The sequence below is a fragment of the Flagellimonas oceani genome, from assembly GCF_011068285.1.
In the GTDB taxonomy this organism is placed as follows: Bacteria; Bacteroidota; Bacteroidia; order Flavobacteriales; family Flavobacteriaceae; genus Flagellimonas; species Flagellimonas oceani.
Genome location: NZ_CP049616.1, coordinates 96,368 through 110,282, shown reverse-complemented (window position 1 = coordinate 110,282; position 13,915 = coordinate 96,368). Strand labels below are relative to the sequence as shown.

Below are 13,915 nucleotides of genomic sequence, written 5' to 3'. Positions count from 1 at the left end.
TTTAAGCGGATAACTTTATTTGAGCTTTTTGTTATTTTGATGACGGTCGTGGTCGCGTTTGGTCTTAAGGTCCAACTTTTTATCAAAAGCTTCCTGCAAATCTATGCCTGTTTGGTTGGCCAAGCAGAGTACCACAAAAACCACATCGGCGAGTTCTTCGCCCAAATCCTTGGCTTTGTCGGATTCCTTCTCGCTCTGTTCCCCGTAGCGTCGTGCAATAATGCGGGCCACCTCCCCTACCTCTTCGGTAAGCTGGGCCATATTGGTGAGTTCGTTAAAATAGCGGACCCCGTGGTTTTTGATCCATTCGTCAACGGCTTTTTGTGCGTTTGCAATATTCATTATTCTTTGTTTTTTGTATCCATTGTAATGGTAACCGGGCCATCATTCAGCAACTCCACTTTCATGTCGGCCCCGAAAACTCCAGTTCCTACTTTTTTACCAAGTTTTTTTTCCAAAACTTGCACAAAGGCTTCATACATGGGAACTGCTGTATCCGGTTTCGCCGCTTTAATATAGGATGGACGATTGCCTTTTTTGGTCTGGGCGTGCAACGTAAACTGACTTACTACAATAATATCACCTTCGACGTCCATCACGGAACGGTTCATTACCTCATTTTCATCATTAAAAATGCGAAGATTTAAAATTTTATTGGTCAACCAATCAATATCCTCTTTGGTATCGGCATCTTCGATTCCCAACAATATCAAAAGACCATGATCAATTGATGAAATCAGTTCCCCCTCAACGGTTACACTGGCTTTTGAAACTCTTTGTAATACTGTCCTCATTTATCTCTCCCTGTATGGATTGTCTTCATCCCCTGTTACCATTTGCACGTAGCTCCTATATCTACTGGCGGCAACTTCATCATTCTCCAAGGCTTCTATTACCGCACATTTTGGTTCATCCAAGTGGAGACAGTTATTGAATTTACATTCCGATTTTAATGCAAAAAATTCTGGAAAATAATCGCCAATCTCGTCTTTTTCCATATCCACAATACCGAATCCCTTGATCCCGGGGGTATCTATGATCCGTGCATCGAACGATAAATCGTACATTTCTGCAAACGTTGTGGTGTGCTGGCCCTGCATATGCTGCTCGGAAATCTCTGCCGTTTTTAATTCAAGACCTGTTTCCAATGCATTGACCAAGGTTGATTTGCCCACTCCGGAGTGGCCGGCAAACATACTTGTGTTGCCCAGCATCAATTCTTTGACCTGATCAACATTTTTGCCCTGCTTGGCCTCTATTGGAATACATCCGTAGCCAATTTTTGAATACAGGCTCATCAACCAATTCACCTCCAACTTTTCTTCCTCCGAATAGGAATCCATTTTATTGAAAAGCAATACCACAGGAATGTCATAGGCTTCTGCCGTAACCAAAAAACGATCTATAAAGCTGGTAAAGGTCGGGGGATTGTTCAAGGTCACCAACAAAAATACCTGATCCAAGTTTGCAGCAATGATATGGGTCTGCTTGGAAAGCTTGACCGACCTGCGAACGATATAATTTTTACGCTCTCCGATACTGGAAATCACACCAATGGTTTCATCTCCAATACTTTCCAGTTGAAATTCCACATAATCGCCCACAGCGACCGGATTGGTACTTTTGATTCCATGGGTACGGAACTTGCCTTTGATCCGGCATTCATAAAATTCTCCCTCCGAGGACTTTACGGTATACCAGCTTCCCGTTGATTTATAAACAGTTCCGTTCACTTTTTGTTCATATTTTGATTACAAAGAAACAATATTACTCCTTATTCGTCGTATATCTTTGTTAACAGTTTTAACAATCATTAACTTAATCTAGTATGAAAAAAATCATTTTGGCCGCTGTAACAATGTTCGCAGCAAGTTTTACCATGAGTGCGCAGCAGTACCATGTAATTACCAGTGTGGAATCCATTGTACCCAATGGATTGGGAAGATCACGGATCATCAATGCACTGGAAGAGAAGGATTACAAGGAGTTCACTACCGTACAAACGGAGGACGACAACTCAAGAAACAAATCCGACAGGAGCGAGATTCGGGTAAAGAATTTCGAAGAAACCAAACTTTTGAACTTTTACAATATTGGCGGTATTCGTTTCCAGAACATAGCGGCCAACGATGCCATGATCACTTCCATGATCAACGATATGGTTTCCAACGGTTGGGAATTGGCCTTTGTGGTAAGTGGTGTGGAAAGTGAGGGCGGTAAAGGTGATGGACAGGGTATTTTTATTACCCGCTACATCTTTAAAAAATAGGCTTCAATATTTATCGATAAAAAAGCCCTCCAAAATGGAGGGCTTTTTGTTGGCAACAAGTTTCATTAATCCTTAATATAGACCCGTCCGCCTACAAAGGTTTTTTTATGTACCGTTTCCGGATTTCCGTATACATAGACATCACCACCGGCTCTCACATTGATATCCACCATTTCTGAAGCGAACACATCCGCTTCCCCGCCTGCAGAAATCTTCACATCGGTTGTGGCAGTTCTTAGTTCACGACCCTCAAAAATTCCACCGGTGTTCAAAACAACACTTTGGTTTTTGGCCAGTCCCGAAGCTTTTACGATTCCGCCGGTCACCGCCCTTACCTCGGCATAATCAACATCCATACCTATACGGATCATGGCACCCTCTTGGGCCCTTAGCTCGATCTTGCTTTTTTGTACCATTTCGTTACAGGTAATTTGGGCTCCTTCATTACCATCTATAACATCCAAATTGGTGTAGTACACCTCGATCATGGTATCCTCGCCCTGAAACTTTTTGTCCAACTGCATACGGAGTTTTAATGTTCCGTTTTTGTTGGTCCAAATAATGTCGTCCACGTTCCAGCCCTTGATCATAATCTTGTTCTCGTCCGATTGGATCAAATTGACCTCGATCAAATCAAAAACCTTGATTTTGTTGAATTCCCCGACCTCGGTATCAATGATTCGTTGTGAAAACATGACCAAGGGCAACAAAAGAAGGCTAAGTGTGTATAATTTTTTCATGATAGCGTGTTTTTACTCTTCAAAGATGACCCCAAAATTGTTTTGTTACAGTTTGAACCAAAAAAAACTACTTGCAGTTCCAAAATCCTGAAACTACAAATAGTTTTTTTACAACCCGATTAAAAAATCCTGCTACGAGTTGATGATTTTTTCTTGGTGGTTGATGGATTCCTGATGGATTGCCTTGAACATTTTCAAAACAAATTCCTCGCTCAATCCTCTTTGCTCCCCTTCCAAGATCATATTGCCCAGAATAGCGTTCCAACGATTGCTTTGCAATACGGCAACGTTCTTCTGTTTTTTAAGTTCACCGATTCCATCGGAAATCTTCATTCGTTTACCCATTAGGTCAATCAATTGATTGTCCAGAATATCGATTTGCGCCCTTAGATTGCTCAAATTGCTATTGTACTCTGCTTCCTCATCGGTCTCTTTCCTAATACGCAAATCTTTCATCATCTGAATCAACGTTTTGGGGGTAACCTGCTGGGCGGCATCGCTCCAAGCATTGTCCGGATCGTAATGTGTTTCGATCATTAAACCATCAAAGTTCAAATCCAAGGCGGTCTGGGAAACATCAAAAACCATATCGCGCTTTCCAGTTATGTGGCTTGGGTCGTTAATGATGGGCAGATCAGGGAATTTTGTCTGCAACTCAATGGCCAGCTGCCACTCCGGAATATTACGGTATTTGGTTTTTTCGTAAGTGGAAAAACCTCTATGGATCACACCCAATTTTTCGATATTGGCAGAATATAAACGTTCCACAGCTCCCAACCACAAAGATAGATCTGGGTTTACCGGGTTTTTTACCAAAACGATTTTGTCAGTTCCTTCCAAAGCATCTGCAATATCTTGAACGATAAATGGGCTCACGGTAGAACGTGCACCGATCCACAATAGATCGATATCGTGCTCCAAAGCAAGGTCTACGTGTGCTCGGTTGGCTACCTCCGTGGCCGTTTTTAGACCAGTTTCTTCTTTTACCTTTTGCAACCACTTCAATCCAATGGCGCCAACTCCCTCAAAGTTTCCAGGACGAGTTCTTGGTTTCCAGATTCCGGCACGGTAATAGCTCACGTCGGTATCTTTTAGCTCGTGGGCTATTTTTAATACTTGGTCTTCGGTCTCCGCACTGCACGGACCAGCTACTACCAAGGGATGAGCCAAATTCATGTCATCCAACCATTTCCTCATTTCCTTTTTGTTTTCCATAATACTCTCTATTTTTTTGTAAGTGGTATTCCTTTTAGTATTTGTTTTATTTTATTGGTATTGCTCATTTCTTGGTGGACATTCTCAAAATCGTTGTCCAAAATCAGTTGTTTGAACCGTGTAAGATTCTCGATATACTCTTCCAACGTTTCCACAACATTGTCCTTGTTCTGTTCAAAAATCGGCGTCCACATATCCGGTGAACTTTTTGCCAAACGAACGGTACTCTCAAATCCACTCCCCGCCATGTCAAAAATATCACGCTCATTTTTTTCTTTCTCGATAACCGTCTTTCCCAACATAAAAGAGCTAATGTGTGATAAATGAGAGACGTAGGCGATGTGTTTATCGTGTGCTTCGGGGTTCATGTACCGAATCCGCATGCCTATCTCTTGAAAAATGGCCAATGCCCTTTCCTGAAGCTTAAAAGTTGTTTTTTCCACTTCGCATATGATCATGGTCTTACCATCGTACAACCCTTGCAAGGCTGCTGTTGGTCCCGAGAACTCGGTACCGGCAATCGGGTGACATGCTATAAAATTCCTTCTTTTGGGATGATCGGCAACTTGCTCACATATCAATCGTTTGGTGGAGCCTGCATCCATTACCACGGTTTCATCTCCAGCGGCATCCAATATTTTGGGCAACTCGGAGACCAAAACGTTTACCGGAATGCTCACATATACCATATCTGCAGTTGCCAATGCATCGTAATCTCCTTTTTTATCTATGATTTGAAGTTGTAAGGCCTCGTCCAAATGGGCATCACTTTTGTCCACCCCAGTAATTTCCGCTTCGGGATGCAGTTTTTTTACATCCTTCGCGAAAGAACCGCCTATCAAACCAACTCCTACAATGACTACTTTCATACTCTAAAATCTTTCTATGGCTTCTTTGATTTTTTCTTCGCTCACGCAAAGTGAAAAACGGATATAGCCTTCGCCATTGCTTCCGAATATGGTTCCCGGAGCAATAAAAATATCTTTATCGTGCAACACTCCATCTATAAATTCTTCCGAAGACTTCGCACCCTCCGGTAATTTGCACCAAACAAACATGCCCACGGCATTTTTATCATAGGTGCAGCCCAATTTATCCGCCAATCGGAACATCAATTCCCGTCTTTTAGTGTACACCTTATCTAGTTCATCGAACCATTCGGGCCCGCTTTGCAGTGCCGCAATGGCCCCTTTTTGAATGCCATAAAACATCCCAGAATCCATGTTGCTCTTCACCTTTAAGACAGCGTTGATGTGCTCCTCGCTGCCAAGCAACATTCCAACACGCCAACCTGCCATATTGAAGGTCTTGCTCAAACTGTTCAGTTCCAAAGTGCAATCTTTGGCCCCTTCGATGGACAGAATACTTGTTGGGTTATTCGACAGGACAAAACTGTATGGATTATCGTTCACCAAAAGAATCTCGTTCTCTTTGGCAAAATCCACCAATGATTCCAACTGCTCCTTGGTCGCCGTTGCACCTGTGGGCATGTGCGGATAACTGATCCACATTAACTTTACTTTGGACAAGTCTTTCTTGGCCAATTGCTCCAAATCAGGAAACCAACCATTTTCAGCTTTCAAATCGTAGGTAATGGCTTTTCCACCCACTAAATTGGTAACGGATGCATAAGTAGGATACCCAGGATTAGGGAGCAACACCTCATCACCTTCATTTAAAAAGGCCATACTGATGTGCATGATTCCTTCCTTCGAACCCATCAAGGGCAAAATTTCGGTATTGGCGTCCACGGACACCTCGAACTTTTGCTGATAGAAATCCGCAATGGCTTCGCGTAGTTGTGGCAATCCTTGATAACTCTGGTATTGATGCGCCCCCGCTTCGATAATGGAATCCCGAAGGGTTTCCAATACTTGCGGTGACGGTGCCAAATCCGGGCTGCCGATACCCATATTGATGATTGGTTTTCCTTGGGCCATCAATCCCCTGACCTCCCTTAATTTTTTGGAGAAGTAATATTCCTGTACGGTATTTAATCGATCTGCTGTTATCATTACAACAATGCATTTTTATATTCGCCCAACACCTTGAAATCCTCGGCCATGATCTGCATCAAAGATTTGGTCTTGGCAAAGTGCTTGTATTTATCAAAAGTTACATCCACAAAAAAAGCATACTTCCAAGGGGTCTCGATTACAGGCAGGGACTGAATCTTGGTCAGGTTCATATTGCAATCGCTCATTACATTTAATACCGTCGCCAAGCTTCCTCTTTTGTGATCGGTTATAAACCTTAATGATGCCTTGTTGATTTCCTCTTCGGGCAGCACCTTATTTTGTTTTTTTAGAATGATGAACCGCGTGGAATTGTTGACAATGGTCTGGATGTTGTCCGCAATAATTTCCAAATCGTACAATTCGGCCGCCATTTTTGGGGCTATTGCGGCAATGTGTTCCAGCTTATCCTCATTGATTCGTTTTGCTGTTTCCGCTGTATCCACACTTTCCACCAATTTGATCTGGGGATGCGCCTTAAAGAACTCCTTACACTGCAACAAAGCCATGGGGTGCGAATGCACCTCTTGGATATCATCAAAGGTTCTGCCCTTTAGAACCATAAGGTTATGGTGAATATTTAAGTAGTGCTCCCCGATTACATGGATATTGTTGTGGTACACCAAATTGTAGTTTGGTATTATGGAACCGGCTATGGAATTCTCGATGGCCATGATTCCCTTGTCGGCTGCACCGATCAATAAGCTATCGATAACTGCATCAAAAGAGTTGCACTCGAGCAACTCAATTCTTTCCCCGAAAAAATCGGTGGCCACCTGATGATGGTTCGACCCTTTTATTCCTTGTATGGCAACTTTTAATTCCATTGCAAAAAAAAAGCCCCGATGTGTATCGGGACTTTATATATTGGTTATACTTTAAACGTATCTATAATAGTCCCGCTTCTCCCTTAAAAAAGAAGTAAAAATAAAAACGGTTCCAGAAATACGTGTTTGTCATCTCGTTGTTAATTGTCGGCTAATTTAGGTATTCAATCGGAAACACACAGACATTCCCAAATTTTTTTTGATTTTTTTCAAAAAAGACATTTTCGCTGCACATTATTTTACAGAAACGATGCTTTTTTAAGAATTCCCTTCTTACCAATAATTTTAAAAAGATTTAATGAACGAAATCCTTGCTTTGGAAACCCAAGGATTAAAACAAGTAAAAGTGTATTTTTGGGATACCTTAAATTCATTTTGAATGTCCATCACCGTACAGAACATCACAAAGACCTTTGGTTCGCAAAAAGCGTTGAACAATGTTTCATTTACCATCAACAAAGGAGAAGTCGTCGGTTTTTTAGGTCCCAATGGTGCTGGAAAGTCCACCATGATGCGGATTTTGACCACCTATTACAAAGCGGACAACGGTGAGGCCTCTGTAAACGGGTTCAATGTTTTGGAAGACGAAAAAGACGTTCAGAAAAGTATCGGGTATTTGCCAGAGCACAATCCGTTGTATTTGGAAATGTATGTAAAGGAGTATTTGGCCTTTAATGCCGATGTCTACAACGTGGACAAATCCAAGATCAATGATGTGATCGAGCAAACCGGTCTATCTCCAGAAGCCCACAAAAAAATCGGGCAGTTATCCAAAGGATACCGCCAGCGTGTCGGCCTAGCCGCTGCTCTGTTGCACGACCCCGAAGTTTTGATTCTCGATGAGCCGACTACAGGACTTGACCCCAACCAATTGATAGAAATTAGAAAACTGATCCGCGAAATCGGCAAGGAGAAGACCATTTTGCTCTCCACCCACATTATGAAAGAAGTTGAAGCCGTTTGTGACCGTGTGATCATCATCAACAAAGGAGAATTGGTGGCCGATAAGAAGCTGGAAGAACTCCGTGAAGCCGAGGAGCAAATCATTGAGGTGGAATTTGATTATCGCGTAGAGGAGCAATTGCTTCAGCAAATGCCCAATGTTTCCCATGTAAAAAATACAGGCGGATTTGTCTACGAAATCACTTTTGGCACTTCAAAGGATATGCGGCCGATCGTTTTTGATTTTGCGCACGACAACAAACTAAAAACATTGCAGCTCAGCAGAAAGAACAAAAACTTGGAAAGCCTCTTTACCGAACTCACCTCCTAAGGTTTCATTTGCCCTAACAGAGGAACAACTCCAAAATGACGTGGAAAACCGTTCCAAATATGGTATTTTTGCGGTTCAGAAGAAAACGGACCTATGAAGCAGAACAACGCCAGATTGGAACTCTCCAAAGAAGAAATGAAGAATTATGGCTATCAAATTATTGATGCTATTGTAGAACACCATGCCACCCAACATGAAAAATTGCCCGTAGCGCTCGGTTCAAGAGAGGAAATGGACTCCTTGTTCTTGGAGGAAGCCCCTGAACAAGGTATGGATTCTTCTGAAGTTCTGAATTTTGTTTTGGACAAGGTAATGACCAACAGCGCCAATATGGCCCACCCAAGGTCGTTTTCGTTTGTTCCCGGGCCTAGCAACTATGTTAGTGTTATGGCGGATGCCTTGGCAACGGGTTACAACATCTTCTCCGGGGGATGGGCTGCCAGTCCTGCCGCTGCCGAATTGGAAATCGTGACCATTCAATGGTTGTTGAAGATTTTTGGTTTCCCCAAGAAAAAAGGAGGCGGCATCTTCACCAGTGGAGGCTCCATGGCGAATCTAACCGCTGTGGTAACCGCCCGACGAATAAAATGTGGCGATGATTTTTCCAAAGCCGTGATTTATCTATCCGATCAAGCGCATTCTTCCAACATTAAGGCGATTCGGGTGCTGGGCTTTAAAAAAGAGCAGATTAGGATCATTCCCACGGACAGCGAACTCAAGTTTTCCGTAAACAAATTAAAAAACTGTATTGCCAAGGACCGATTGGAAGGCCTTTATCCTTTCTGTTTGATTGCCACTGCTGGAACGACCAATACGGGAACAGTTGATCCATTGGTGGAATTGGGAAAAATATGCAAGAAAGAGGATATCTGGTTCCATATTGATGGCGCCTACGGCGGAGCGGCCATCTTATCCCAAAAAGGAAAACAGGCAATGAAAGGCATTGAAAAAGCCGATTCCCTGACGGTGGACCCCCACAAATGGTTCTTTCAGCCCTACGAAATGGGCTGCCTTTTGGTGCGAAACCACAAAAATCTGAGCAGTACTTTTACAGAAAAACCAGAATATTTAAGAGATATCGAGGGCAATACTTCGGAAATCAATTTTTACGACCACGGTATCCAGTTGACCCGCAGGTTTAGGGCGCTCAAGTTTTATATGTCCTTAAAAACCTTTGGTTTAAAGGAATTCCGGGACGCCATTACCTACAATATTGATTTGGCCGAAGAAGTAGAAACCATGCTCCGAGGCAGCAAAAGTTGGGAAGTTGTTTTCCCGGCAACCTTGGCGGTCATCAACTTTAGGTACAACCCCATCAACAAAAAGTATTCGGAGAAAGAGTTGGATAAAATCAACCAGTACATTTCCGCAAAAGTTGTGGATTCGCGCAAAGCCTTGCTTGTTACCACCATTTTAAATGGGCAGATTGTGCTTCGGATGTGCCTCATCAACCCAAGAACCACGATGGAAGATGTGACCGAAACCTTTGATCTTTGCAAAAAATATGCGTTGGAAATTGAGGAGGAGTTGGCCAAAAAAGTCTAAAATCAACTCTTTAAAACAGCATCAATCGCCTCATCCAAAACAGATTGCACTTTTGGGTCCGTGCAATTGATCAGGATAGCAATGACTTTCTCCTGCTCTGGATAAACAAAAAGATTGGTGCAAGCTCCCACGCTGTTGCCGACATGCCCAACAAACGCCCTGCCGTTTGCATCTTTGCTGACCTGAAACCCAAGGCCGTAGTATGTGGGTTTGTCTTCAATGATCTGGGAAGTCAGCAATTGCCTGTAGGTTGCTGACTTGAGCAATCTTTCCTCCAAAATCGCCTGCCCCAATTTGGCAATATCTTCGCAGGTCGATAAATACCCACCTCCAGCCAATTTGTAATTGTTGTTTACGGCAACAGCTTGGGTAAAGCAAAGTGACCGCTTGGTGTAAAATCTTGTTTTGTTCTCGGTTGCCATCGAACTGACAGCAAAATCCACTGGGGAAAAAGTATTGTTTAATCCCAACGGAATCAAAATATTTTCTTTGACGTAGTCTTGAAATGGAACACCACTAGCTTCCTGCATGGCCAAGGACAACAACACAAAATCAAAACTATTATAGAGGTAACTGGTTCCCGGCTCGAAAAACAAGGGGTCATTTTTAAAGACTTCTATCCCATCTTTGATGGAGTAATCCTGATTCAAAGCGTATTCCTTGCCCCGATAGCCACGAATCCCAGCGGTATGACTTGCCAATTGGCGAAGTGTGAATTCGTATTTCTTTTTGGGAAAGTAAGGCACATAAGTGTAAAAAGACGCGTCCAGATCCAGGATGCCACCTTCCATCATTTTGCCCAAGGCCAATCCCGTAATGCATTTGGAAATGCTTGCTATACGGAAAACGGTACGCTGGGGATTTACCTTTTTTCTATTTTCCAAATCAGCATAACCATATCCTTTTTGGAGCAACAATTCACCCCTATCCAAAATGGCAACGGACAATCCCGGTATTTTTTTCTCCGCAACTAGATTATGGAAAAGTGCATCCGCTTTTTCCATTCCCGTTAATCCATTGAGTGGTTTGACTTTTGGAAATGGGGAAAACAGATTTTTAATATGTGAAATAAGATTTCCCAAAAACTCGATTTAAACATCAAAACTAAAGAGAAATAATAAAGCTAGTGAAGTTTTATACAACTGATTACGGTTCCTTAATCCTGAAAAATCAATCTACCATTAAAAAGTTCTTCCACATCCACCACTGGAGGTGTGTTAACGCTGATCAAATTTCCCGTGCCCCTTACCACACCTTCTAATCTTTGCTGCGGATTTACAAAAACATCATTGGAACCCCTGTGGTTTACAGTTACATTTTCCGAAATCAGATTCTCAGCTTCGATCCTAGAATCTCCTGCTGCAACATTTACGTTAAAATTTACAGTATTTCCCTGAAGCTTAAAGAAAGCTATACCATTTACCACTATTCTGACGGTATTGGAATTCAGGTTTAAATCAAAAGAACCATCCGTGGTTTCGGTTTCTGGATTTACAAAACTCTCCGCCAACAGATTTAGGTTGGGATAATTCAGCACCCCATCACTGGAAATCAACAGCCCTGTACTGCTTCGAATTTCTGTGATATTGGGCGAGGTAATATAAATCGTTGTCAGGCCGTAATCCCGAACATAGTTGCAACTGTTCTCATTACGAAGGATAAGGCGGTTACCCTCTACCACCGCAGAAACATCGTTCAATAGAAATTCGCCCGTTTCCACTTCCACCAATTGTTCATCTCCCTGTTTGAGGACTACATTAAGATTTTCAAAAACCGTAATGGCACTGAATTCGGAAACATCTAAAGGTTCCCTTACCATATTGCCCGCATTCTGAAAACAATCGGGCACATTATCACCATTGCAGGAGATCATCAAAAAGGTAAACAGCATTAAAAACGCCCCTAACGCTCCCCCAAGGGAACGCTTTGTATTTCGTATTTCGCACTTACTCCTTTTCATAATCTTACGCCTATTCCAAATTCAATGGCCTCCGCTTTGGCTCCGTGTGATTTTAAAGTGATGGCCCCAAACACCTTGTCGCCAAAATATCGTTTTAAACCGATGCGATTGTACATTCTTCCCTCAAAATCAAAAGGATAGTACACGTAATACCCCAATTGGGCCACTACGCTCAATTTATTGACGAAAAGTTCGTGCCCCACAAATAATCCCACTCTTTTATAATCGGTATCCGGGGCAACTTCCAACTCAGGAAATGATATGGATTGATAGCGTATCAATTCCTTTAAAAAATTGGAAAAGAACACATCTGTTCCCAACTGAATGGCACTACGGTTGCCCAAACGTTTATCGGCATAAGCGGAAACTATGGCAAAACCGTAACGCCCCATATTGATGACGTCGCTCTCGTTGGCACCTCCCCGGAGCACCAAATTGTATCGAATGGGTTCTTTTATTTTTTCCTTGGTTTCGGGAACCAGATATTCAATGGATTCATCCTTGTTTAAATCATACGTCAATCCAAAATTAAAGGCCATGGTGTTGGTAGAGGTATTTGGAGCCTTAAAGTTGGCATTGGAGTAATGCAAAAGGGAGATACCGGCCTTAAAACCCAATCCTGCCACTATATTTTCTTTATGGTAGTTGAACATCACCATGGTGGAGCTCAACAAATGGCTCCCGTAGGCATTGTTCCTAAAATTTTCAGTCCTATCGTAAGGATTTGTGTTGTAGGACACCCCTTGAGCTACCCTAAACTGTAGATTCCGTTTGAAAAAATAAAAATTATAGTGCGCATAGAGGCCAAAGTGTTTTCCAAGGGTCTCATTGTTCATATCTTGATAGACAAATGAAAAACCTGTATCGGGATAGCCCAAATCCGCTTCCCAATCCTCGTGCCCGAACCGTTTTCTGTTAAATCCCACGATAATACCCCCCGGATGATTGGTGATCAAGTGGGAAATGTCTGGATTGTGCAATAGTATGGAACCATTAAATTGGCTTACATCCAACGTATAGTTTTTTGGAGCATCCCCGTCTTGTGAGAATCCAAAGCAAAAACACAACAACAATACCAGATAAAGTAGGTGCCTCATGGGGCGCTAAAGTAGGAAATTAAAAAAGTTCCTTGGCTATGGCCTTAACATTATCTGATTTTCCCATGGAATAATAATGTAACACCGGCACACCTGCATCCCTTAGTTCCTTGGACTGCTGAATGGCCCATTCCACGCCGACTTGCCGCACTTCTTTGTTGTCTTTACAGGCTTCAACGGCATCAATCAGATCTTGTGGAAGATCTATGCTGAACACATGGGGCAGCAATTGCAAGTGACGTTTTACTGCAATCGGTTTGATTCCCGGAATAATGGGTACATCAATGCCTATTTCACGGGCAGCTTTCACAAATGCAAAGAACTTTTGATTGTCGAAAAACATCTGTGTTACCACATAATCTGCCCCCAACTCCACTTTTTGCTTCAAACGCTTTAAATCGGATTGCAAAGAGGGGGCTTCCATATGCTTTTCAGGATAACCTGCCACTCCAATGCAAAAACTGGTCAAATCACTGGATTTGATCGTATCATGAAGGTAATTCCCTTCGTTTATGTCTTGAATCTGTTTTACCAGATCGGTGGCAAATTGATGTCCTCCTTTGGTGGGGGTGAAATATTTTTCCTCTTTGCGGGCATCACCGCGAAGCGCCATCACATTTTCAATCTCCAAATATTGGCAATCCACCAAAAGGTATTCGGTCTCTTCTTTGGTAAAACCACCGCAAAGCACGTGCGGAACAGTGTCCACATTATACTTATGCTTTAACGAGGCACAGATACCCAAAGTACCTGGACGGGTACGGGTCAGTTTTTTGTCCAACAGCCCATCCTTTTCCTTGTAGATGTATTCCTCACGGGAAGTTGTCACATCAATAAAAGGAGGTTTGAATTCCATTAATGGATCAATATTCTTGTAAAGTTCTTGAATACTTTTGCCTTTAACGGGAGGCACAATCTCAAAACTAAAAAGCGTTTCCCCGTTTGCTTTTTTTATGTGGTCGGTAATTTTCATC

15 protein-coding genes are annotated in these 13,915 nt (G+C 42.5%); 3 read left to right on the top strand and 12 right to left on the bottom strand.

Annotated features, from left to right (window positions below; genetic code table 11):
- Window positions 1-15 precede the first annotated feature (15 nt).
- Genes GVT53_RS00500 through rsgA form a run of 3 tightly spaced genes read right to left on the bottom strand, consistent with a single transcriptional unit; the run spans window position 16 to window position 1,733 of the window.
- Window positions 16-342, bottom strand: a complete 327-nt coding sequence (locus GVT53_RS00500; RefSeq protein ID WP_166246949.1) for a nucleotide pyrophosphohydrolase — start codon at window positions 340-342, stop codon at window positions 16-18.
- Window positions 342-794: a D-aminoacyl-tRNA deacylase gene (dtd, locus tag GVT53_RS00495; protein WP_166246948.1), complete on the bottom strand. Its 453-nt coding sequence runs from the start codon at window positions 792-794 to the stop codon at window positions 342-344. Before dtd ends, GVT53_RS00500 begins: the two co-directional genes overlap by 1 nt.
- On the bottom strand, window positions 795-1,733 hold the full coding sequence (gene rsgA / locus GVT53_RS00490; RefSeq protein ID WP_166246947.1) for a ribosome small subunit-dependent GTPase A: 939 nt from the start codon (window positions 1,731-1,733) through the stop codon (window positions 795-797).
- 95 nt (window positions 1,734-1,828) lie between these two features.
- Here rsgA and GVT53_RS00485 point away from each other — a divergent pair, with 95 nt between their 5' ends.
- Window positions 1,829-2,269 (top strand): hypothetical protein, encoded by a 441-nt coding sequence (locus GVT53_RS00485; protein WP_166246946.1) that lies wholly within the window; start codon window positions 1,829-1,831, stop codon window positions 2,267-2,269.
- A 65-nt stretch (window positions 2,270-2,334) separates the two neighbouring features.
- Here GVT53_RS00485 and GVT53_RS00480 read toward each other — a convergent pair whose 3' ends face one another.
- The 5 genes from GVT53_RS00480 to GVT53_RS00460 all read right to left on the bottom strand — a co-directional run bounded on the left by GVT53_RS00480 (window position 2,335) and on the right by GVT53_RS00460 (window position 7,066).
- Window positions 2,335-3,009 carry a head GIN domain-containing protein gene (locus GVT53_RS00480; protein ID WP_166246945.1) on the bottom strand — a complete coding sequence of 225 codons (675 nt, stop codon included), beginning with the start codon at window positions 3,007-3,009 and terminating at the stop codon, window positions 2,335-2,337.
- Window positions 3,010-3,141: 132 nt separating this feature from the next.
- A complete protein-coding gene (locus tag GVT53_RS00475) occupies window positions 3,142-4,224 on the bottom strand; it encodes a bifunctional 3-deoxy-7-phosphoheptulonate synthase/chorismate mutase type II (RefSeq protein ID WP_166246944.1) in 1,083 nt (360 codons plus the stop codon).
- An 8-nt stretch (window positions 4,225-4,232) separates the two neighbouring features.
- Entirely contained in the window at window positions 4,233-5,093 is an 861-nt protein-coding gene (locus GVT53_RS00470; protein WP_166246943.1) for a prephenate dehydrogenase, read from the bottom strand.
- Window positions 5,094-5,096: 3 nt separating this feature from the next.
- Window positions 5,097-6,239: a pyridoxal phosphate-dependent aminotransferase gene (locus GVT53_RS00465; RefSeq protein ID WP_166246942.1), complete on the bottom strand. Its 1,143-nt coding sequence runs from the start codon at window positions 6,237-6,239 to the stop codon at window positions 5,097-5,099.
- A complete protein-coding gene (locus GVT53_RS00460; RefSeq protein WP_166246941.1) occupies window positions 6,239-7,066 on the bottom strand; it encodes a prephenate dehydratase in 828 nt (275 codons plus the stop codon). Before GVT53_RS00460 ends, GVT53_RS00465 begins: the two co-directional genes overlap by 1 nt.
- A 379-nt stretch (window positions 7,067-7,445) precedes the next feature.
- Here GVT53_RS00460 and gldA point away from each other — a divergent pair, with 379 nt between their 5' ends.
- Together gldA and GVT53_RS00450 are read left to right on the top strand one after the other, a co-directional pair.
- Window positions 7,446-8,339 carry a gliding motility-associated ABC transporter ATP-binding subunit GldA gene (gene gldA / locus GVT53_RS00455; protein WP_166246940.1) on the top strand — a complete coding sequence of 298 codons (894 nt, stop codon included), beginning with the start codon at window positions 7,446-7,448 and terminating at the stop codon, window positions 8,337-8,339.
- Window positions 8,340-8,432: 93 nt separating this feature from the next.
- Window positions 8,433-9,884, top strand: coding sequence for a pyridoxal phosphate-dependent decarboxylase family protein (locus GVT53_RS00450; RefSeq protein ID WP_166246939.1), 1,452 nt, complete (start codon window positions 8,433-8,435; stop codon window positions 9,882-9,884).
- Between the two features lie 2 nt (window positions 9,885-9,886).
- On the opposite strand, the gene GVT53_RS00445 is transcribed toward GVT53_RS00450, so the two are convergent.
- The 4 genes from GVT53_RS00445 to metF all read right to left on the bottom strand — a co-directional run bounded on the left by GVT53_RS00445 (window position 9,887) and on the right by metF (window position 13,914).
- Window positions 9,887-10,966, bottom strand: coding sequence for a serine hydrolase domain-containing protein (locus tag GVT53_RS00445; protein WP_166246938.1), 1,080 nt, complete (start codon window positions 10,964-10,966; stop codon window positions 9,887-9,889).
- 74 nt (window positions 10,967-11,040) lie between these two features.
- Window positions 11,041-11,844 (bottom strand): head GIN domain-containing protein, encoded by an 804-nt coding sequence (locus GVT53_RS00440; protein ID WP_166246937.1) that lies wholly within the window; start codon window positions 11,842-11,844, stop codon window positions 11,041-11,043.
- Window positions 11,841-12,941 carry an acyloxyacyl hydrolase gene (locus GVT53_RS00435; protein WP_166246936.1) on the bottom strand — a complete coding sequence of 367 codons (1,101 nt, stop codon included), beginning with the start codon at window positions 12,939-12,941 and terminating at the stop codon, window positions 11,841-11,843. Before GVT53_RS00435 ends, GVT53_RS00440 begins: the two co-directional genes overlap by 4 nt.
- A 19-nt stretch (window positions 12,942-12,960) precedes the next feature.
- Window positions 12,961-13,914, bottom strand: coding sequence for a methylenetetrahydrofolate reductase [NAD(P)H] (metF, locus tag GVT53_RS00430; protein ID WP_166246935.1), 954 nt, complete (start codon window positions 13,912-13,914; stop codon window positions 12,961-12,963).
- Window position 13,915 lies beyond the last annotated feature (1 nt).

What these genes read in the sequence shown, in the direction of transcription:
- GVT53_RS00485 (WP_166246946.1), top strand. Translation starts at nt 1,829, where the DNA reads ATGAAAAAAATCATTTTGGCCGCTGTAACAATGTTCGCAGCAAGTTTT.
- GVT53_RS00465 (WP_166246942.1), bottom strand. Translation starts at nt 6,239, where the DNA reads ATGATAACAGCAGATCGATTAAATACCGTACAGGAATATTACTTCTCC.
- GVT53_RS00435 (WP_166246936.1), bottom strand. Translation starts at nt 12,941, where the DNA reads ATGAGGCACCTACTTTATCTGGTATTGTTGTTGTGTTTTTGCTTTGGA.
- GVT53_RS00500 (WP_166246949.1), bottom strand. Translation starts at nt 342, where the DNA reads ATGAATATTGCAAACGCACAAAAAGCCGTTGACGAATGGATCAAAAAC.
- GVT53_RS00475 (WP_166246944.1), bottom strand. Translation starts at nt 4,224, where the DNA reads ATGGAAAACAAAAAGGAAATGAGGAAATGGTTGGATGACATGAATTTG.
- GVT53_RS00450 (WP_166246939.1), top strand. Translation starts at nt 8,433, where the DNA reads ATGAAGCAGAACAACGCCAGATTGGAACTCTCCAAAGAAGAAATGAAG.
- gldA (WP_166246940.1), top strand. Translation starts at nt 7,446, where the DNA reads ATGTCCATCACCGTACAGAACATCACAAAGACCTTTGGTTCGCAAAAA.
- metF (WP_166246935.1), bottom strand. Translation starts at nt 13,914, where the DNA reads ATGAAAATTACCGACCACATAAAAAAAGCAAACGGGGAAACGCTTTTT.
- dtd (WP_166246948.1), bottom strand. Translation starts at nt 794, where the DNA reads ATGAGGACAGTATTACAAAGAGTTTCAAAAGCCAGTGTAACCGTTGAG.
- GVT53_RS00440 (WP_166246937.1), bottom strand. Translation starts at nt 11,844, where the DNA reads ATGAAAAGGAGTAAGTGCGAAATACGAAATACAAAGCGTTCCCTTGGG.
- GVT53_RS00470 (WP_166246943.1), bottom strand. Translation starts at nt 5,093, where the DNA reads ATGAAAGTAGTCATTGTAGGAGTTGGTTTGATAGGCGGTTCTTTCGCG.
- GVT53_RS00460 (WP_166246941.1), bottom strand. Translation starts at nt 7,066, where the DNA reads ATGGAATTAAAAGTTGCCATACAAGGAATAAAAGGGTCGAACCATCAT.
- GVT53_RS00480 (WP_166246945.1), bottom strand. Translation starts at nt 3,009, where the DNA reads ATGAAAAAATTATACACACTTAGCCTTCTTTTGTTGCCCTTGGTCATG.